Annotated in this window: 18 protein-coding genes and 2 tRNA genes; 10 read left to right on the top strand and 10 right to left on the bottom strand. The window is 48.6% G+C overall.

Annotated features, from left to right (window positions below):
- Positions 1–5: 5 nt before the first annotated feature.
- Positions 6–878, bottom strand: coding sequence for a hypothetical protein (locus tag K2G43_RS11330; protein WP_300155263.1), 873 nt, complete (start codon positions 876–878; stop codon positions 6–8).
- Positions 879–1,415: 537 nt separating this feature from the next.
- Here K2G43_RS11330 and K2G43_RS11335 point away from each other — a divergent pair.
- Both K2G43_RS11335 and K2G43_RS11340 read left to right on the top strand, forming a co-directional pair.
- Positions 1,416–2,018 carry a DNA-binding protein gene (locus tag K2G43_RS11335; protein ID WP_297642433.1) on the top strand — a complete coding sequence of 201 codons (603 nt, stop codon included), beginning with the start codon at positions 1,416–1,418 and terminating at the stop codon, positions 2,016–2,018.
- Between the two features lie 257 nt (positions 2,019–2,275).
- Positions 2,276–3,193: a hypothetical protein gene (locus K2G43_RS11340; RefSeq protein WP_300155266.1), complete on the top strand. Its 918-nt coding sequence runs from the start codon at positions 2,276–2,278 to the stop codon at positions 3,191–3,193.
- Between the two features lie 86 nt (positions 3,194–3,279).
- Here K2G43_RS11340 and K2G43_RS11345 read toward each other — a convergent pair whose 3' ends face one another.
- Positions 3,280–4,233 carry an acetylornithine carbamoyltransferase gene (locus K2G43_RS11345; protein WP_297642429.1) on the bottom strand — a complete coding sequence of 318 codons (954 nt, stop codon included), beginning with the start codon at positions 4,231–4,233 and terminating at the stop codon, positions 3,280–3,282.
- 132 nt (positions 4,234–4,365) lie between these two features.
- Between K2G43_RS11345 and K2G43_RS11350 the strand changes: the two genes are divergently transcribed.
- The gene (locus K2G43_RS11350) at positions 4,366–5,547 is read left to right on the top strand and encodes a porin (RefSeq protein ID WP_300155295.1); all 1,182 of its coding nucleotides are present in this window, start codon (positions 4,366–4,368) and stop codon (positions 5,545–5,547) included.
- Between the two features lie 193 nt (positions 5,548–5,740).
- On the opposite strand, the gene K2G43_RS11355 is transcribed toward K2G43_RS11350, so the two are convergent.
- From K2G43_RS11355 to ribD, 8 genes are all read right to left on the bottom strand, one after another.
- The gene (locus K2G43_RS11355; RefSeq protein WP_297642427.1) at positions 5,741–5,983 is read right to left on the bottom strand and encodes a DUF2007-related protein; all 243 of its coding nucleotides are present in this window, start codon (positions 5,981–5,983) and stop codon (positions 5,741–5,743) included.
- Positions 5,984–6,065: 82 nt separating this feature from the next.
- Complete coding sequence (murI, locus tag K2G43_RS11360; protein WP_297642425.1) at positions 6,066–6,905, bottom strand: glutamate racemase; 840 nt, start codon at positions 6,903–6,905, stop codon at positions 6,066–6,068.
- Between the two features lie 175 nt (positions 6,906–7,080).
- Entirely contained in the window at positions 7,081–7,587 is a 507-nt protein-coding gene (locus K2G43_RS11365) for an OmpH family outer membrane protein (RefSeq protein ID WP_297642423.1), read from the bottom strand.
- Positions 7,588–7,720: 133 nt separating this feature from the next.
- The gene (locus K2G43_RS11370) at positions 7,721–8,236 is read right to left on the bottom strand and encodes an OmpH family outer membrane protein (protein WP_297642421.1); all 516 of its coding nucleotides are present in this window, start codon (positions 8,234–8,236) and stop codon (positions 7,721–7,723) included.
- A 44-nt stretch (positions 8,237–8,280) separates the two neighbouring features.
- Entirely contained in the window at positions 8,281–10,920 is a 2,640-nt protein-coding gene (bamA, locus tag K2G43_RS11375) for an outer membrane protein assembly factor BamA (protein WP_300155272.1), read from the bottom strand.
- A 56-nt stretch (positions 10,921–10,976) separates the two neighbouring features.
- Entirely contained in the window at positions 10,977–11,711 is a 735-nt protein-coding gene (locus tag K2G43_RS11380) for an isoprenyl transferase (protein WP_297642417.1), read from the bottom strand.
- 2 nt (positions 11,712–11,713) lie between these two features.
- Positions 11,714–13,084, bottom strand: coding sequence for a DUF6242 domain-containing protein (locus K2G43_RS11385; RefSeq protein WP_300155276.1), 1,371 nt, complete (start codon positions 13,082–13,084; stop codon positions 11,714–11,716).
- A 134-nt stretch (positions 13,085–13,218) separates the two neighbouring features.
- A complete protein-coding gene (gene ribD, locus K2G43_RS11390; RefSeq protein WP_300155279.1) occupies positions 13,219–14,265 on the bottom strand; it encodes a bifunctional diaminohydroxyphosphoribosylaminopyrimidine deaminase/5-amino-6-(5-phosphoribosylamino)uracil reductase RibD in 1,047 nt (348 codons plus the stop codon).
- Positions 14,266–14,570: 305 nt separating this feature from the next.
- Between ribD and prmC the strand changes: the two genes are divergently transcribed.
- The 7 genes from prmC (at position 14,571) to K2G43_RS11425 (ending at position 18,724) form a co-directional block, all read left to right on the top strand.
- On the top strand, positions 14,571–15,407 hold the full coding sequence (gene prmC / locus K2G43_RS11395; protein WP_300155298.1) for a peptide chain release factor N(5)-glutamine methyltransferase: 837 nt from the start codon (positions 14,571–14,573) through the stop codon (positions 15,405–15,407).
- The gene (locus K2G43_RS11400) at positions 15,404–15,883 is read left to right on the top strand and encodes a regulatory protein RecX (RefSeq protein WP_300155283.1); all 480 of its coding nucleotides are present in this window, start codon (positions 15,404–15,406) and stop codon (positions 15,881–15,883) included. The genes prmC and K2G43_RS11400 overlap by 4 nt, the downstream gene beginning before the upstream one ends.
- Positions 15,884–15,962: 79 nt before the next feature.
- Entirely contained in the window at positions 15,963–16,601 is a 639-nt protein-coding gene (gene pyrE / locus K2G43_RS11405; protein ID WP_297642409.1) for an orotate phosphoribosyltransferase, read from the top strand.
- Between the two features lie 97 nt (positions 16,602–16,698).
- Positions 16,699–17,109: an SRPBCC family protein gene (locus K2G43_RS11410; protein WP_297642407.1), complete on the top strand. Its 411-nt coding sequence runs from the start codon at positions 16,699–16,701 to the stop codon at positions 17,107–17,109.
- A gap of 14 nt (positions 17,110–17,123) precedes the next feature.
- On the top strand, positions 17,124–18,458 hold the full coding sequence (gene argH, locus K2G43_RS11415; RefSeq protein ID WP_300155286.1) for an argininosuccinate lyase: 1,335 nt from the start codon (positions 17,124–17,126) through the stop codon (positions 18,456–18,458).
- 90 nt (positions 18,459–18,548) lie between these two features.
- Positions 18,549–18,621 (top strand) — tRNA-Gly (locus K2G43_RS11420).
- An 18-nt stretch (positions 18,622–18,639) separates the two neighbouring features.
- Positions 18,640–18,724: transfer RNA gene (locus K2G43_RS11425), tRNA-Leu, on the top strand.
- Positions 18,725–18,726: the final 2 nt, after the last annotated feature.

The following is an 18,726-nucleotide window of genomic DNA, read 5'->3' on the forward strand; positions in this document are numbered from 1 at the left end:
TTTTATCAGTCAGTCTGAATGATGAGGTATTTGGATACACTCCAGAACTTCGCGGTATCGGTTATGACGAGCGTGGTCTGATTGCCGCTGTTCTCCAACCGATAGCTGTCTGTGGGCACCGGTGTGAGTATCTTCACTTTGTTGGGCAGAGAGAGGGTGGTGAACGTGCGGATGTCTATCTGACGGAAGTTGGAAACGTTGATGTTGCTGTAGTCCACCTTCTTCTTTTTCAAGAAACCGCCCGTGGTAAGTCCGGCATTTTTCAGTTCGCTTTTGGTGCCTACTTTCACGTAGGCGATGCTGTTTTTGGCTATCTGTTCGGCTATCTGTTCTTGCTGCTGATTGATGGTCTGCGTCTGTGCCTCTTTCTCGTCGCCCAGGTTCTTGATTTGTTCGGTCAGCTGGGAGATGTTCTTTTTGTTGTTGGCAAGGTCTATCTTCAGTTGGGCCAGTTCGCGATCTTTGGCATCGAGCTGCTCGCGTAGTGCCACGATAATGGTACGCAATTGTTTGTTCACCTGGTTGTCTGTGTTCAGCTGGTTCTCCAGTTCGTCGATGCGGCTGCGGTGGCGTGCCAGGATGTCGCGCACGTGTGCCAGGTTGTTTTGCATACGCATACGGTTGAGGCTACGGTTTTCGGGGTCGCCCGTATTCAGCAGCAGTTCGCCTTCTTCCAAGCGTATGCTGTCCAGTCCTTCGGCAATCACCCCTAAGTAGCCTTGCAGGTTCTCATAATCTACCTTACGCTGAAAGTTCGCGTTTTCCAACGAGTCTATTTTCTCGCGCTGCATACGTTCTTTCTTGCTTTCACCGCACGATGTCAAAGTAAAAACGATGTGACAAACCAATATCACTACAAGAATAAACTGGAATTTCATTTTTTCAGAATATTTATTTGTTTCGGATTATTTATGTTTCAACAACTATTTTTGCAAAATTAAATTAAATATACTACTTGTTTATTTATTGCATTCTGATTTTGTTTTATTTAACCTTTCTATACATCTCAAAATGTTTTAGATATGTTGAATTTGTAGTATATCTCATTTGTAAATTTGTGCGGGGTATAATTCAATAGAAATCCTTTGATGTAATTTTCTATTAAAATGATCTGTTGGTTGAATTAAATTAGCGAAAAAAAGCATCTCTATTTTTATTTTCCTTCTGAATTTGTATTCTGAGTATCAAAAATTCCCCTCACTTCCAACCCTCCTTCTCATTATTTTTAATACCTTTGAACCCCGAATTTAATTCGTTAAATATCTGTTACCTGTTCGTTAGACAGCTGTTGTCCGTTCGTCAGACATCCGTTGCCCGTTCGTTAGACAGCTGTCTAACGAATAAAATTCGCCGTTCCGGCGCATAATTCCGTGCAACGGAGCAAATAAAAACGTTGAATTAATACATTAATATCTATGAGCGCTTATTACGATTTATACCAAACCCCGAACCCCTCGCCGGAAGAGGGTGAGAAGAAGACACTGCACGCCCGCATCCTGCCCAAGGGCACCATCACTGCCGACCAGTTCCGCGAACTGGTGCACAAGGCGACCGGATTCAGTCCTGCCATCCTCGATGGCACGCTGCAGGCGATTACGGACGAGCTGCATAGCTGGCTGTCCGATGGATGGATTGTCGAGGTGGGCGAATTGGGGTATTTCTCCCTGTCGCTGAAGTGCGATAAGGTGGTGACGAACAGAAAGGAAATCCGTTCGCCGTCCGTGCATTTCCAGAATGTGAACCTTCGCATCGGCAGCAAGTTCCGCAACCGGTTCGCGACAATGAGGCTGGAGCGGAAGTCATCGCCCTACACCTCGCGCACTAAGCTGACACCGGAACAGCGAAAAGGAAAGCTGCTGAAACACTTGGAGAAGCACGGCTGCATCACCCGCGCCGATTATGAACACCTGACCGGAAGGGCGAAGTATCAGGCAGTGGCCGACCTGAACGGGTTTCTTGAAGAAGGCATTATCCGCAAGTACGGCAAAGGGAAGACGGTGGTGTATTTGAAGGTCTGATATCCATGCCATTCTGAAAAATGTCTATCTTTGCAACTTGAATAAATAAAAAATGAAATGAAAGCCTCCAAGTATTTTGCCCGCTTTTTATTTTACTCATTTTTCATTTTAGGGGGATTGTCCCATCTCCCCGTATATGGACAAGGAAAGGAAATCGCAGAAAAGTTTGATGTAGATAGTACGTTATACGTTTACTATGAGCGCTGCAAGGCACTCACCAAGATTTCGCATAGGGAAGCCAGCTTATCAAGTATTATGTGAAAAATGCCCGGTTCAACATCGCGCTCTATGAAGCGCAGCAAATGCTGAAACAGGCGGAGAAGGACAACTTCCCAAACGGCATCAGCTACGGGCACAACGCCTTGAGCGGCATCTATCAGAGCAAACATCTCTTTAAACTGGCTGTTGAGCACAAGGAAAAAGAGATTGAAGTCACCAAGCAGTTTGAGGGGAATACCTATAATTTCTCCAATTCATATTGCCAGTTGTGCTTGCTCTACTGCCAGCTGAACCGACTGGACAAAGCGAAGGCGGCACTTGATGAGGCTCAGAAGTGGGTCAACAGTCATAAACAGGCATTTACGGTCTGGATTAGGTCGGCCGATTATTACATCAAGATTGCCAATTACCCCAAAGCGTGGGAGTGCCTGCAAAAAGCCAAAGAACTGCTGGAGACCCACGAAGAGAACCGGCTGATTGACCATTACTATTACTTTACCTTGTGTGACTATTACAGAAACACTGGCGAATACGACAAAGCGCTTGCCTTGCACGACTCTATCACAATGGCATATCCTGCCCGGGACAACAATGTGTTGAGTGAGCGTTATCGGCAGAAAGCTACGATTTACAGCAAAATGGGGAACTACCAGGCTGCGTTGGATTTTTTCAAGAGATATGTCGAGCTTACCGATTCGCTCAACATCGTACAGGCGGATGTCGCGGCAGGCGAATATGCCGCCTTGCTGAGCGTGGGACGCTTGAACACCGAGAAAAACGAGCTTCGCCAAAAGATGCAGGAGAAAGATTTGAGGAACAAGCAACGGGTGAACCTCCCCGTTAATCGTATTTATGCGGAAAAGATGGGAGGAACTTTGCGCATCGATCCTGAATACACAGAAGGATGCAGGGTTGTATTGACATTGCCGATTGAAGAAGGAGTTATCGGGAGTTAGAAGAAGTCATCGGGAGTTATCGGCCGATACTCCGCCTTGTGTAAGCAGGACTATTGGCTTTTAACTCCCGATAACTTCTTAAGTCGCTAAATTGATTCAATCAGTCTCTTTAATACCACCGTTGCCGAAATCTCTCTGTTTGCGGCTTCGGGGATGACGATGGATTGCGGGCTTTCTATCACTTCGTCCGTCACAATCATGTTGCGGCGCACGGGGAGGCAGTGCATGAAGTAGGCGTTGTTGGTGACAGCCATCTGGCGGTCGCTCACGGTCCAGGCACGGTCTTTGCTCAATATCTGTCCGTAGTTGTCGCCGGTGTAGGCCGCCCAGTTCTTGGCATAGACGAAGTCGGCGCCTTCAAATGCTTTCATCTGGTCGTATTCCACGCGGGCGTTGCCCACGAACTTCGGGTCGAGCTCGTAGCCTTCGGGGTGGGTGATGACAAAGTCATAGTCGGCGGCGTTCATCCATTCGGCAAACGAGTTGGGAACGGCTTGCGGCAGCGGGCGCGGATGTGGTGCCCACGTCATCACTACTTTGGGGCGTGCCGTCTTCTTATACTCCTCGATGGTGATGAGGTCGGCGAAGCTTTGCAGCGGGTGGCGCGTGGCGGCTTCCATGGAGAATACCGGGCGACCGGAATACTTGATGAACTGTTCCAGAATGACTTCGTTGTAGTCGTACTCCTTGTTCTCGAAGCGGGCGAAGGAGCGCACGCCGATGACGTCGCAGTAGCAGCCCATCACGGGGATGGCTTCCAACAGGTGCTCCGGCTTGTCGCCGTCCATGATGACACCCCGTTCCGTCTCCAGCTTCCAGGCACCTTGGTTGATGTCGAGCACAATCACGTTCATGCCCAGATTGAGTGCCGCCTTCTGGGTGCTGAGGCGGGTACGCAGGCTGGAGTTGAAGAATATCATCATCAACGTCTTGTTGCGTCCCAACTCTACATATTTAAAACGGTCTTTTTTAATCTCAAAGGCTTCGTCCAGTGCAGTCTTCAGGTTGCCGATGTCCTGCACGCAAGTAAACTTTTTCATATTCCGGTTGATTTTTGTAGCAAAGATAAAGATTAAAGCGGATTCTTCATCCTCTCTGTATGAAAATTCATCGTTTATATATACATTTGTAACTGTATTTGCAATCTTATTTATCGGATACTCGTAGAAATGATGAAAAAAGCAATCCTGTTTGCCTGTCTATCGATGATGGGAATAATGCCTGTTTTGGCGCAAGAGCCTCTGATACGTCCCGAAGAGGGAAAGACGTTGTTGGAACGTGTGACGAAGGAGGGAAAGTCCATTGCCTCCAGCAGTATGAATCTTCAGTTTTACACCTCCGGTGCCGCTTATCTGACCGACGGGAAACTGGATGAGGCGGCTTTCAAGATGAATACCGTCCGTCTGGAGATATTGGGCTCTTTCGGCAAAGACTTCTCCTACCACTTCCGGCAGTCTTTCAACAAGTATAGCAATCCGCACGTGCTCGACAACATATCTTCGTCGGTGGAGTGCGCTCTCGTCAATTGGAAGATGAACGACCGCTTTACCCTGACGGTGGGGAAGCAGTGCGTCCAGTTGGGCGGCTATGAGTTCTGGGTGAACTCCATCAAGGTGCGTGAGTTCAGCGACTTCAATAACAACATCGCTTGCTGGCAGGCGGGCGTGAACGGGGCGGTCAGCCTATCGCCTACGCAGACCTTGAACTTACAGGTGCTGAACAACCGCAGCGGCGGCGAGGAAGAGGCTTTCCTCTACGGTCGCCCGGCGGAGGTGGGGAAGGTGCGTGTGCCGGTGCTCTCCACTGCCAACTGGGACGGCTATTTCGCTGACCGTGCCTTGAATCTGCGCTACTCCGCTTCGTGGGGGCAACTGGCGGACAAGCGGAACATCCTTTACCTGACTGCCGGCAATGTCTGGCAGAAAGGGCCCGTAATAGCCTACATCGACCTGATGTATTCGCGCGAGGGACTGGATAGCAAAGGGCTTGTCAGCGAGCTTTCCGCCCGCCGTCCGGAAGGGGGTGTCACCGCTCAGCACGTCTCTTACTTCACCACGATTGCCAACTTCGACTACCGCCTTCATTCGCATTGGAACATGTATGTCAAGGGTGCTTACGAGACGGGTAGCGTTTACAAAGCCAACGGCTTCTACGACAAAGGACTGTATCGCCGCACCTGGAACGTGCAGGCGTGTGCCGAGTTCTTTCCGATGGAAAACAGCGAACTGCTCATCTTCCTTCATCTGCTGTATAAGAAGCATGGCATGGCGGGTTGTGCGAGGGCGCTGGGAGCAGAGAGCTATAGCTCGCAACGCGTTTCGCTGGGGCTGGTCTATACGATTCCTGTGTTTTAGGGAGGCAGGACTCTCATTTAGAGGGGATAAAGGGGCTATCGTTCCGCCTTGCTTCGTTAGGAGTTAAAGAAGTTAGAGCCGATACTCTTGGGTATGAACCGTTGTAGAAGTATCGGCTTTAACTCCTAAGCATCCACTTTGCGGCAGAACCGTTCGGCGTGCGCCGGGCTGTCGGTGATGATGCACTCAAAAATCAGTCTTCATTCTCTTTCTTCTCGTATTCGCGGACTATCTCCATGGCAGCTTCGTAGTCCTTCTCGTTGACAAGGACGGGGACATCGATGGCTGTGTCCGGCAATACTATATTCACTACCGTGCCGCCTTGGATGACGGCTTTGATTTCGTTGCTTTCCAACATGCTTTTTACGAGTTCTGCTTTCCACAATGAACCAGTGAATACTTCAATGAGCTTGCTCTTGTCTTCTTTCGTTTTCATAACGGTATGAATTTAGGGGTTTCTGTCTTGGAGTATAACAAATATCTCTGTTCAAATGTTTTTTCAAAGGAGTTATCGGGAGTTACAATTCAATTCTCTCTACCCTTATCGCCTCGTTCAGGAATGCGGAAGCCGATTCGATGAATTTCTCTTCCGATTCGGTGGTCCTATAGACGCATCTTCCACCTTTGGTGCATTTCTTATCCATCTCCGGGTGGCGTGTCAGGTAATCTTTCAGGCTGTCCGCTACCAGTTCGCCCTGTGTGACGGTGGTGATGCCTTCGGGCATGTATTGCTTGATCTTGGGCAGCAGCAGCGGGAAGTGCGTGCATCCTAAAATCACCGTATCTATCAGGTTGTCTTTGGCGAGCAGTGCGTTGATGTATTTGCGCACGAAGTAGTCTGTTCCTTCTCCTTGCGCCTCGTTGTTCTCTACAAGCGGCACCCATAACGGGCAGGCCTCTCCGCTGACCTTTATGTCATGGAAGAGCTTGTGTATTTCCAACGGATAGGATTCGGATTTGATGGTGCCCACGGTGGCGAGCACTCCGACGTGGCGGCTGCGGGTGATGTTGCCTATGCATTCTACGGTGGGGCGGATGACACCCAATACGCGCCGGGTAGGGTCGAGGTTGGGCAGGTCTTGCATCTGTATGCTTCGCAATGCCTTTGCCGAAGCTGTGTTGCAGGCCAGTATGACAAGCTGGCAACCCATTTCGAACAATTTGGTGACCGCTTGCAGCGTAAATTCATAGACCACCTCAAAGGAGCGGGTTCCATAGGGGGTGCGTGCATTGTCGCCTAAATAGATATAGTCGTATTGCGGAAGCACTTCGCGTATTTTGCTTAAGATGGTCAGTCCACCATAGCCGGAGTCGAATATGCCGATGGGACCGGGTGCGGAAGGTAATGTCTGTTTCATATTATTCTTCACTTTTTGCAAAGATAGTGCTTTTGCCTGTAAAAGTAAGAAGGTGTAGCTGACTTCTTTAAGAAATCCGTGTAATCCCGCACCTAAAAGAAAGGAGGGCGTCACAAAGACGTCCTCCTTATAGATTGATGACTTTTCAGTCAGTATCTGTTTCTTTCAGTATCTCTTATTTAATGCCCAGTTGTGCCTTTACCTTCGCTGTTACATCCACACTTGCAGCACCGATATATGCGATGGGAGTACGTGCGATATCGAAGATGTAAACCACGCCTTCTGCCTTACCCACAGCCTGTACCGCTTCATCCAGCTTCTTGTAGATGGGAGCCATGGCATCTTGCTGTGCTTTCTGCATGGATTGGTAAGCTTCTTGCTGGAACTCTTCCTGGCGTTGTGCCATTTCCTGCAACTCTTTCTGACGTCTTTCTGCAATGTTCTTCGGCAGAGAGTCTTGCTCTGTGAGGAATGCCTGGTACTTTTTCTGGAATTCTTCGTTGGTGCGTTGCATCTCTTCCTGATATTCTTTGGACATGGCATCCAAATCAGCTTGTGCTTTGGTAAATTCAGGCATGACAGTGATCACTTCCTGTGAATTCATGTGAGCAAACTTTGCTTGTGCCATTGCTCCCAGCGGGAGAATGAACATAACGACGATAAGTGCGATTTTCTTTAGCATAATGTTTATTGTTTATTTGAATGATTATTCGTTGATTGGGTGCAAATATAGGTAAACTGAATGCAATACCCAAATAAGCACGCTTATTTTTGACTTTCAGCTGCGGGCGATGCCGTCCGTGGGAGGGCTGGTGCTAATTGGCGTACCCTAATTTTGCAAGCACTTCGTTGCTGATGTCGATGTCGGGCAGAGCAAAAATGATGCTTGAGGCGGAGGCACGGTCTATGACCATGGCATATCCTTTTCGGGTGGCTATCTCCTTGACTGCCTCGTAGATTGCATCCTGTATGGGTTGCATCAGGCTTTCGCGTTTCTTGTAGAGTTCGCCTTCGGGACCGAAGTATTTGCGGCGAAGATCGGCGGCCGATTTCTCTTTGGCTACAATCTCCTCTTCTCTCTTGCCGCGTTGCGTCTCGGAGAGGGAGGCTATTTGCGACTGGTAGTTCTGGTATAAGGTCTTGGCCTGTTCGGAAATCTTTTCCACTTCACTCTGCCATTGCCTGGATGCTTGTTCCAATTGCTGGTTGGCATTTTCGTATGCGGGAATATTCTTTAATATATATTCCATATCTATGAGCGCATACTCTTGCGCCCGGGCTGTCATGCCGATGGCAAGCAGTGTAACAAGGATAAATAAACTCTTCTTCATGATTCGCTTTCTTTTTTAATTGTCAATTATCAATTGTCAATTGTTTAAAACTCTTGTCCCAAGATGAAGTGGAACTGGCTACCGCCATATTGCGAGGCACCGAATACTTTGTCGAAACCGTAAGCCCAGTCGATACCCATCATACCAATCATCGGGAGGAAGATGCGGACACCGACACCGGCCGAACGCTTCAACTCAAACGGGTTGAACTTGTTGACTTCGTGCCAGGCGTTACCGGCTTCCACAAATGTTAACGCATAGATGCTCGTACTTGTTTCCAGCATCAGCGGATATCTCAATTCCAATCCAAGGCGGGTATAGGCATAACCTTCGCTGCCGTATGGGGTCAACGAGCTGTTCTCATAACCGCGGAGGGCGATGCTTTCCGTGGCGTATGTGGAGTAGCTTGTCATACCGTCGCCACCGACGTCGAATGTCTCGAACGGCGATTTCTTGTATTTGTTGTAGTGTCCCAACAAACCGAATTCCGCACGTCCCATGAGCACCGGAGTACGCTTCACGGATTGCCAGTCCATCAACGGAATATATACTTTGGATTTGAATTTCCACTTGTGGTATTCAATCCATTTGTGCATCTTGTTCACATCATCCTGACTGTTGGGGTTGTACTTGCTGTAATCTTTGCCGCTCAACAAAGAGTAGGGCGGAGTGATTTGTGCCGACAATGAGAATTCGGAACCGTAGGTCGGATAGATGGGGTTACCGATAGAACTGCGTGACAAAGTCAGGTTGAGGCTGAGGTTGTTGCACTTTCCGTCGGTCACGGGGAAGTATCTCCATTCGCTCAGGATATAGCGTTGGTAAGACAGCTCGGCAGAGAACTGGAAATAGTCATCGGGCCATTTCAGACGCTTACCGAACATCATTGCAAGTCCCCACATCTGGATGGATTTGTCGGGGTCGTAATAGTTCTCGTAGCTGTTGTAGTTGCCGTAGTTGTACATGCCGTAACCGTACATACCGCTATAATAGCTGTTGTAGTAGTTGTTGTAGTATGCCGAATTGTAGTATTGGCTACTGATGTCCGTCTGTCGGGAGTAGAAGGCCGATACAGAGAATGCGTTCGGACGCTTGCCGCCAAACCACGGGTCGAAGAACGAAATGCTATACGATTGGTAGTATTTGGCGTTGGTCTGGCCGCTGATGGTCAATGTCTGGCCGTCACCCTGCGGCAGGATGCCCCGGTAGTTTTCGCCCGGATGCAGCAGGTTGGCCAGTGAGAAGTTGGTGAACTTCAGACTCAGTTTACCGATGACACCCGTCTGTCCCCAACCGGCTGAAAACTCTACCTGGTCGTTGGCTTTGGAAACAAGGTCGTAGCCGATGTCCACCGTACCGTCTTCCGGCCGCGGTTGGATGTCGGGTTTGATTTGTTCGGGGTCGAAATGTCCCATCTGCTGGATTTCGCGCATGGAACGCATCAGGTCTTCACGACTGAACAGTTCGCCCGGACGGGTACGGAGTTCACGGCGTACCACGTTCTCATACAACCGGTCATTACCGTTGATGCTAACTTTGTTGATGGTTGCCTGACGGCCTTCATAGATACGCATTTCCAGGTCGATGGAGTCGCCCATGATGTTCACTTCCACCGGGTCGAGATTGTAGAACAGATAACCGTTGTTGTAGTAGAGATTGCCGATAGCGTCTTCATCGCTTACTGTGCGCTCTTCCAGCAATTTTTGGTTATATACATCGCCTTTTTTCATTTGGAGGAGATAGTCCAGTTGTTCGGACGGATAGAGAGTGTTGCCCACCCATGTCACGTTGCGGAGGTAGTATTTTTGGCCTTCTTCAATTTGCATGAAGACATCCACCGTGCGGTCATCGTAGGACTTGATGCTGTCTGCCACAATGATGGCGTCGCGATACCCTAGCTCGTTGTATTTATCGATAATCAGTTGCTTGTCCGCTTCATAGTTGTCTTCGATGAATTTCTTGGTGCGGAATATGTTGACAAGCTTGTTTTTTTCGTTGGTCTTCTTCATTACCCGTTTCAGTTTCTTGACCGTGAGAGCTTCGTTGCCCACAATGGTGATTTCGTGCACCTTCACTTTCTCTTTCTTGTCGATGTCGATGCCCACGATGATTTCATTTTTCTTGTCGGGGTCGTCTTTTTGGGTGATGATTACTTCAGCATTCTTGAATCCCTTGTCGTCATAGTAGCGTTTAATCAGGGTTTTGGCACGGTCCACCAGGTTGGGCGTAATCTGTCCGCCCTTAATCATGCCGATTCGGGTTTCCAAATCTTCGCGTTCCGACTTCTTTACGCCATTGTAGCGGATTTCTGATACACGCGGGCGCATGGTCAGGTGGATGGTCAGCCAGATTTTGTCACCTTCAATCTTGTCGGCTGTGATTTCCACATCCGAGAACAATCCGTGACGCCAATAGCGCTTGCAGGCTTGTGTGATTTCATCGCCCGGCACAGTGATGATTTGCTCCTTGGAGAGACCGGACAATCCGATAATCACATGGTCTTCGTAGTTTGGGGTTCCTTCCACCTTGATGTCTGCTATTTCATACTTTTTCGGTGTTCCCGAATAGAGTATAACCGGTTTTTCTGTCTCATCGGTGTTGTTTATATCTTGTGCCGCACTTGTCAGTGCACAGCCGAAGAGGCAGATAAACGTTGCGAGTATGGAGAAAATACGATAGTGCATCTTTTTTATTTACTATTTTACTATTACTATGTTTACTATTTGGTGTGTCCGATGGCTCAACTGATTTGTTCACTGGTCTTTCCGAATCTGCGCTCACGTTTTTGATAGTCGCAAATGGCTTTGCAAAGCTCTTCTTCGCGGAAATCGGGCCAGTAGGTGTCACAAAAATAAAGTTCGGAGTAGGCGCATTGCCACAGCAGGTAATTGCTGAGCCGGATTTCTCCTCCGGTGCGTATCAGCAGGTCGGGGTCGGGCATGAAGTTTGTATCCATGTGGCGGGCAACTAATTCGCTGTCGATTTGCTCCGGTTTCAGCTCGCCTTTCTGCACCATTGTCGCAATTTGCCGGGTCGCTTCCGTTATTTCCCAGCGGGCGGAGTAGCTTAGTGCAAGTACCAGACACATTCCTGTGTTTCCGGCTGTGCGCGCGATGCAGTCATTCAGCCTTTGTTGTACGTTTTCCGGCAATTTTTGAATGTCTCCGATTATCCGGAAGCTGATGTTGTTCTTCATAAACGTTTCTTCTTCGATGGAGTTGAAAAGAAGCCCCATCAAGGCTGCCACTTCTTCCAAAGGGCGGTTCCAGTTTTCTGTGGAGAACGTGTATAAAGTCAGGTATTTGACACCCAGCTTGGCTGCTTCTTCCGCAATGATATGTACGGTTTCCGCACCCGCCTGATGTCCGTAGCTGCGTTCGTATCCACGCAGCTTGGCCCATCGCCCGTTGCCATCCATGATGATTGCCACGTGCCGGGGTATTCGGTTTGGATCTATTTCTTCTCTATATGACATTTTCAATCTTGTATTTCGAAACCCAGCCTGTTGAGGCGTCCGCGCCACACTTCATTCTTGGTACCGTTCCCGCCAAATATAACCCAGATGAAATCTCGTTTGTTTGCCGAAGCTACCGTCTTGTCTTTTGTAGGCTCTACAATGATAGAGTAAGCTCCTTTCTTATTGAAAGATTCGGGTAGCAGGAATTTACTTTCCGTCTTGTGCCATGCAATACCCGCAACGGATTGATAGATGGCGTCAAGCTCGCCTCCGAAACAATAGAATGTTCCGCCATAATACATAATGGCCGGATTTTCCATGCCCGGGCAGAACGTGTCGTATGCCGTGTTCGCCATGCTTGCCCATCCTTTGCCGTCCAGCGAGAACCAGGGCTCCGTCTCTTTTTCATTAGTCAAAGGCATTCCTACCAACACGACTTTCTCCACGCCATTGCCGGTATAAGAACGGGTGGTGGATATGTGCTCGACAGGAAAACCTGATGGAACTTTTTCAAGTATCACGTTCCCGGCTTCGTCTGTAGCTTTCTCCCAATTTTCCCCATCCATGCAGATGTTGAAATAATGTTCTCCTGCTATTTCTACAATGCCTGAGAAACGGCCGGTAAAACCATCGATAAGGGCAACGACATTGTCTCCCAATGTGGCAACTTCTTCCCAATCAGAACCGTTGGCAGAGGCGAATGTCTTTTGGCTTTCGGTCACAGCGTAAAGTTTATTATCGTATGTGATGATGGAAGTCAGTTTGGTTTCGGCGGGCAGGCCGGTGATGCTTGTCTCGCTCCAATTATAGTTGTCGGGGGCAGTTGATGTCTTGTAAGCGGTGGTATGGGAAGCATAGACCCATAACTCGTCTTTCAGGATAATCGCTTTTTGCTCACCGTTGTTCACCGCATTCGAGAACACATTGCCTTTGGTCTGCATGTCTGTCCAGACCAATGAGTCCGGGTCTTGTTGGTGTACATTGATTTTCAGTGTATATTCACGGACAGAGATGCCATCGGCCGCATGTACTTTGAATTTCATGCCGTTGTCTGTGTTCATTGCCGGTCGCAAGTCCATGGCATTGGCGGTGTTTACAACGGTATCGGTAGGCGAGCCGGAAGTGACCCATCCTGTGACGGTCATAGTCGTAATCAGAATGCTATCTATGAGGGTGTCTGCACCGATGGCCAAGGAGTCTCTATTATAGATAAGCCTGTTGAGCTGGTCGATTGTAAATGTGTAGTCCACACCATAGATGGTATCAATAGCGAACGCATGTAATGTCGCATCGGAACTGAATTCGTAGGTGTTATCAGAGTCAAGGCATGAGCTTATCACCACCGACATGACAAGAAAACTCGCAATTACTGATAGAAACTTTATTCTCATTTTGAAAGTTAGTGTTTATTTACAAGTTGCAAAAATAGGAACATTTTTCTCGATAAATAGCATTGCAGGCAAGTTTTATATAAAATTATAGATAAAAGGGCTGTTTTTCTTGATAAAAAAGCCCTGAAATGAGGCTATTGCTCGTTGCTGACGGCCTTGTAATGACGAAAACTTCTGCCGAAAGCCGGTTCGATGTCGAAAGATATTTTGTCACTTATTTCAGGGGATTTAACACCGGAATGAAGCAAAACAGGCGATTCCTCTACATAGATTTCATCCCATAAGCCGGCGTTGATGAATGATTGCAGCAGGGTGCTTCCGCCTTCCACCAATAGTGATTGCAGGCCGCGTGCATGGAGTGTGGTCATGATTTGCGGCAGGATGTCTTGTCCGTAGTCTATCGGGAGGAACACGGTGTTGGGCAGTGACTCGTGCGCTTTTTCAGTGAAAACGAGGGTTGGGACACTGCCGTCGAAAAGGTGCAGGTCAGGCGACAGCTTTTGTTCCCGATCCAAGACGATGCGTACCGGCGAACGGCCGTACCAGTGGCGGACGGTCAGGCTGGGATTGTCTAGTTCGGCGGTGCGGGTCCCTACCAGGATGGCGCTGTGCTCTGCCCGCTTTTTATGTACCAGCATGGAGGTCAACGGGGTGGAGAGGATGACCGGGGTGCCTCCTTCACGCGAAATGTCCATGTATCTGTCTGCCGATTCCGCCCATTTCAGGGTGATGTAGGGGCGTTGCTGCGTGTGGAAGGTGATGAAACGGCGGATGAGCTGCCGGCACTCTGCTTCCAGCACACCTACAATGACTTCACGTCCGGCATCTCGCAGCTTCCGGATGCCCCGTCCTGCCACTTTGGCAAAGGGATCGCTGCATCCGATGACGATGCGGGGAATCTGTTTTTCGATGATTAAGTCTGCGCAGGGAGGAGTCTTGCCGTAGTGCGAACAGGGCTCCAGGCTGACATAGATGGTAGAACGCTTCAGCAACGAGGCGTCTTTTACAGAACGGATGGCGTTGACCTCGGCGTGTGCCTCTCCGCAACGCACGTGATAACCTTCGCCGATGATTTTCCCATCACAAACAATAACTGCTCCCACCATGGGATTGGGGGCTGCGTCGCATCGGGCGTTTTGTGCCAGCTGGATGCAGCGTCGCATGTAGATTTCTTCTTGCATAGTTTTTCTCTTTTTTTGTCAGTCGTGCGAATGCTCCGATTTACCTTACTTTTTATTCGCGTTTTGTCTGCACCCTGTCAGGGCCTATCTTTCTTCGGACGTTCTTCGGATGTTCTTCGGTCTATAGACATGGAGAATGTCCGAAGAACGTCCGAAGAATATACGAAGCAAAACAGGCTTTGACACGATTCAGATACCTTCCCCGGAGAAGAAAAACTTATCGCCGGATGAAATAATCCGAATCTTGGGCTTGGCATAAATCAAAACAAATGATTACTTTTGCGCCCGATTTATGCACAATACTGATGACTGTTGCCATTTCCTATATCCGTACCACTTTGCGAGGCTGCTATTCCGCAAGCGAAGCGGCAAACCTTTCCCGCATTGTCTGTTGCGAGATGCTGGGACAGCGCACTATTGATTATTATTTGGGCAAAGATATAGCTTTATCTCCAAAAGAAGAAAAAGATTTGGAAGGCATTCTTCGCCGTCTGTGTAATTTTGAGCCGATACAGTATGTGCAGGGGACGGCGCGCTTTCTGGGGCGCGACTTTCGTGTGGCGCCTGGTGTCTTGATTCCCCGTCCCGAAACGGAAGAACTGGTGGAGGGGATGTTGAAGGAGATTCCGGCAACTTGCCGCATTCTTGATATAGGTACGGGAAGCGGTTGCATTGCCGTAACTTTGTCTAAAGAGTTGCCAGAGTCGCAAGTCACGGCTTGGGATGTCTCCGAAGCGGCACTTGCGCTTGCCGTTGAAAACAATCGCCTGCTGCAAGGCACTGTCCGCTTTGTGCAGCGAGATGTGCTGACCTGGCACCCTGCTGTGGACGAGCGCTTTGACGTGATTGTCAGCAACCCGCCCTACGTCACGGAAACCGAGAAACGGGAGATGGAACGGAACGTTTTGGATTGGGAACCGGCGTTGGCGTTGTTTGTGCCTGATGCCGATCCGCTTCGTTTCTATCGTCGCATCGGGGAATTGGGACGGGAGATGTTGGCGGAGGGCGGTAAACTCTATTTTGAAATCAACCGGGCATTCGGGGAAGCCACAGCCGCGATGCTTCGCGGACAAGGCTATGCGAATGTCCTTATACGAAAAGATATTTCCGGCAATGACCGGTTTGTAATTGCAGAACGATGACAGAAATGACAGAAACAGAAGCCCTGAATCGGGTGGCGGCGTATTGCTCTACGGCAGAACACTGCCGTGCGGAGATTGCAGAGAAGCTGCAACGCTGGGGCATCGCATTCGATGCCATAGAACGTATTCTCAACCATTTGGAACAGGAAAAGTACTTGGATGAAGAGCGCTATTGCCGTGCGTTTATTAACGACAAATACCGTTTTGCCAAATGGGGCAAGGTGAAAATCGGGCAGGCGTTCCAATTGAAGAAAATCTCTCCGTTTGTTTACCGGCCCTTTTTGGAAGAGATAGATGAGGAAGAATACCTCTCTAATCTTCAAAAGTTGCTGGCGGCAAAACGGAAAAGTGTTCATGCAGAGAATGAATACGAGTTGAATGGCAAATTGGTCCGTTTTGCGTTGAGTAGGGGATTTGAGATGAAAGATATACGCCGTTGTATGGATGTTCTTGATGAAAATGATGAATTGGAATAAAAAATATCGGCTTTCTCTTTTTTATTTTCGTTCTGTTTCCGTATTTTTGTGCCATAATTATCATAATAGTTAGTGTGCTATGAAAACTTTAGAAAAGTTGTTTGCAGAGAAGTTGCTGAAGATAAAGGCGATAAAACTACAGCCGGCTAATCCATTTACTTGGGCGTCCGGGTGGAAATCTCCGTTTTATTGCGATAATCGCAAGACTCTTTCTTATCCTTCTCTTCGTAATTTCGTGAAGATTGAAATTACGCGTCTGATTTTGGAACGTTTCGGACAGGTGGATGCCATTGCCGGTGTGGCAACGGGTGCTATCCCGCAAGGTGCATTGGTGGCCGATGCATTGAACCTGCCGTTTGTATATGTGCGCTCTACTCCGAAAGATCACGGATTGGAGAACTTGATTGAGGGCGAGCTGCGTCCCGGCATGAAAGTGGTAGTGGTAGAAGATTTGATTTCTACGGGAGGAAGCAGCTTGAAGGCGGTGGATGCCATTCGTCGTGACGGTTGCGAGGTCATTGGTATGGTAGCTGCCTATACCTATGGTTTCCCGGTTGCCGAGAAAGCGTTTAAGGAAGCCAAAGTTCCTTTGGTGACATTGACCAACTATGAGGCTGTGTTGGATGTAGCGTTGCGCACAGGCTATATCGAGGAGGAAGATGTGGATACCTTGAACGAATGGCGTAAGGACCCCGCACATTGGGATGCTGGAAAATAAGCATTGTTTTTATACATGTATATAGTATGACAAAAGAACCGTTCGGAAGGAGTGTGTCCGAATCGTTCTTTTGTCTTTTTTTATAATAGATTGAATTATGACGAAATTTGAAAGTGGGGTCAAGTTCATACATGCTCCCCAAAATGCTGTTTATGAAAAACTTTCCGACCTGAGCAATTTGGAGAAGGTGAAAGGGCGTTTGCCGGAAGACAAAGTGAAAAATCTGAATTTCGATGCTGATAGCCTGACCGTAGAGGTGCCTCCCGTGGGGAAGATCACTCTGCAAATTGTGGAGAAGGAGCCATGCAAGTGCATCAAGTTTGCCACTACTTCTTCGCCGCTGCCATTCAATCTGTGGATACAAATAGTGCCTGTTGCCGATGCGGAGTGCAAGATGAAGCTGACCATCGGCATGGAGCTGAATCCGTTTATGAAGACAATGGTGCAGAAGCCGTTGCAAGAGGGGTTGGAAAAAATGGCGGATGTGCTGGCCATGATACAATATTAGTTTAATTATTCAACATGAAACTTTGGGAAAAATCCGTTCAGGTAAATAAGGACATTGAGCGCTTCACGGTAGGACGTGACCGTGAATTGGATCTCTATTTGGCGAAGTATGACGTGTTAGGCTCTATGGCGCATATCACGATGCTCGAAAGCATCGGCTTGCTGACTAAAGAGGAGCTGGCCCAACTGCTTGCCGAGTTGAAGGCAATTTATGCGGTAGCAGAACGTGGGGAGTTTGTCATAGAAGAAGGTATAGAAGATGTGCATTCGCAGGTGGAGCTGATGCTGACGCGCAAGTTGGGCGATGTGGGCAAGAAGATTCACAGCGGCCGCTCACGCAACGACCAGGTGTTGCTCGACTTGAAACTTTTCACCCGTGCGGAACTGAAAGAAATAGCGGAAGCGGTGGAACAATTGTTCCATGTATTGGTGATGCAGAGTGAGCGTTATAAGGATGTGTTGATACCGGGATATACCCATTTGCAGATTGCCATGCCATCCTCTTTCGGACTCTGGTTTGGTGCATACGCCGAGAGTTTGGTGGATGATATGCTCTTTTTGCAGGCAGCCTTCAAGATGTGTAACCGCAATCCGTTGGGATCGGCTGCCGGATATGGCTCTTCTTTCCCGCTGAACCGTACGATGACAACCCGTCTTTTGGGTTTCGATTCGATGAATTACAATGTGGTTTATGCGCAAATGGGACGTGGCAAGATGGAGCGTAACGTGGCGTTTGCGTTGGCAAGCATTGCGGGTACTGTTTCTAAACTGGCGTTTGATGCCTGTATGTTCAACAGCCAGAACTTTGGCTTCGTGAAATTGCCGGACGATTGTACTACCGGTTCCAGCATCATGCCACATAAGAAGAATCCGGATGTCTTTGAATTGACCCGTGCCAAGTGCAACAAATTGCAATCGTTGCCCCAGCAAATCATGATGATAGCCAATAACCTTCCTTCCGGTTACTTCCGTGACTTGCAAATTATTAAGGAGGTGTTCCTTCCGGCATTCCAGGAACTGAAAGACTGCTTGCAGATGACAACTTACATCATGAACGAGATGAAGGTAAACGAGCATATCCTTGACGATGAGAAATACCTGCTGATTTTCAGTGTGGAGGAGGTGAACCGTTTGGCACGTGAAGGAATGCCTTTCCGTGATGCCTATAAAAAGGTAGGGTTGGACATTGAAGCCGGAAACTTCTCCCACAACAAGGAGGTGCACCATACACATGAGGGCAGCATCGGGAATCTTTGCAACCCTGAAATCACGGCTCTGATGCAAAGTGTGGTGGAAGGCTTTAATTTTGCCACAATGGAAACCGCAGAACAGGCGCTGTTGGGGCGGTAAAAAACTGAACTCTACTTCGGAATTTAATTTGTTTAAAAAAAATTTGGCTGGAACGGGAAAACTATCTATCTTTGCACCCGTTCTCCAAATGCGGAAATAGCTCAGTTGGTAGAGCATAACCTTGCCAAGGTTAGGGTCGCGAGTTCGAGTCTCGTTTTCCGCTCTCTCTTTTATCGAGGATGCTCGAATGGTGGAATCGGTAGACACGAGGGACTTAAAATCCCTTGGCCATTGCGGCTGTGCGGGTTCAAGTCCCGCTTCGAGTACG

Source organism: Bacteroides sp. (assembly GCF_029057325.1).
Classification (GTDB): Bacteria; Bacteroidota; Bacteroidia; order Bacteroidales; family Bacteroidaceae; genus Bacteroides.

Coding starts and splice junctions, on each gene's coding strand:
- K2G43_RS11350 (WP_300155295.1), top strand. CDS start 4,366: ATGAAAAAAGCAATCCTGTTTGCCTGTCTATCGATGATGGGAATAATG.
- K2G43_RS11355 (WP_297642427.1), bottom strand. CDS start 5,983: ATGAAAACGAAAGAAGACAAGAGCAAGCTCATTGAAGTATTCACTGGT.
- K2G43_RS11345 (WP_297642429.1), bottom strand. CDS start 4,233: ATGAAAAAGTTTACTTGCGTGCAGGACATCGGCAACCTGAAGACTGCA.
- K2G43_RS11365 (WP_297642423.1), bottom strand. CDS start 7,587: ATGCTAAAGAAAATCGCACTTATCGTCGTTATGTTCATTCTCCCGCTG.
- K2G43_RS11370 (WP_297642421.1), bottom strand. CDS start 8,236: ATGAAGAAGAGTTTATTTATCCTTGTTACACTGCTTGCCATCGGCATG.
- K2G43_RS11385 (WP_300155276.1), bottom strand. CDS start 13,084: ATGAGAATAAAGTTTCTATCAGTAATTGCGAGTTTTCTTGTCATGTCG.
- K2G43_RS11410 (WP_297642407.1), top strand. CDS start 16,699: ATGACGAAATTTGAAAGTGGGGTCAAGTTCATACATGCTCCCCAAAAT.
- pyrE (WP_297642409.1), top strand. CDS start 15,963: ATGAAAACTTTAGAAAAGTTGTTTGCAGAGAAGTTGCTGAAGATAAAG.
- murI (WP_297642425.1), bottom strand. CDS start 6,905: ATGAAACAGACATTACCTTCCGCACCCGGTCCCATCGGCATATTCGAC.
- K2G43_RS11400 (WP_300155283.1), top strand. CDS start 15,404: ATGACAGAAATGACAGAAACAGAAGCCCTGAATCGGGTGGCGGCGTAT.
- K2G43_RS11335 (WP_297642433.1), top strand. CDS start 1,416: ATGAGCGCTTATTACGATTTATACCAAACCCCGAACCCCTCGCCGGAA.
- bamA (WP_300155272.1), bottom strand. CDS start 10,920: ATGCACTATCGTATTTTCTCCATACTCGCAACGTTTATCTGCCTCTTC.
- prmC (WP_300155298.1), top strand. CDS start 14,571: ATGACTGTTGCCATTTCCTATATCCGTACCACTTTGCGAGGCTGCTAT.
- K2G43_RS11380 (WP_297642417.1), bottom strand. CDS start 11,711: ATGTCATATAGAGAAGAAATAGATCCAAACCGAATACCCCGGCACGTG.
- ribD (WP_300155279.1), bottom strand. CDS start 14,265: ATGCAAGAAGAAATCTACATGCGACGCTGCATCCAGCTGGCACAAAAC.
- K2G43_RS11330 (WP_300155263.1), bottom strand. CDS start 878: ATGAAATTCCAGTTTATTCTTGTAGTGATATTGGTTTGTCACATCGTT.
- argH (WP_300155286.1), top strand. CDS start 17,124: ATGAAACTTTGGGAAAAATCCGTTCAGGTAAATAAGGACATTGAGCGC.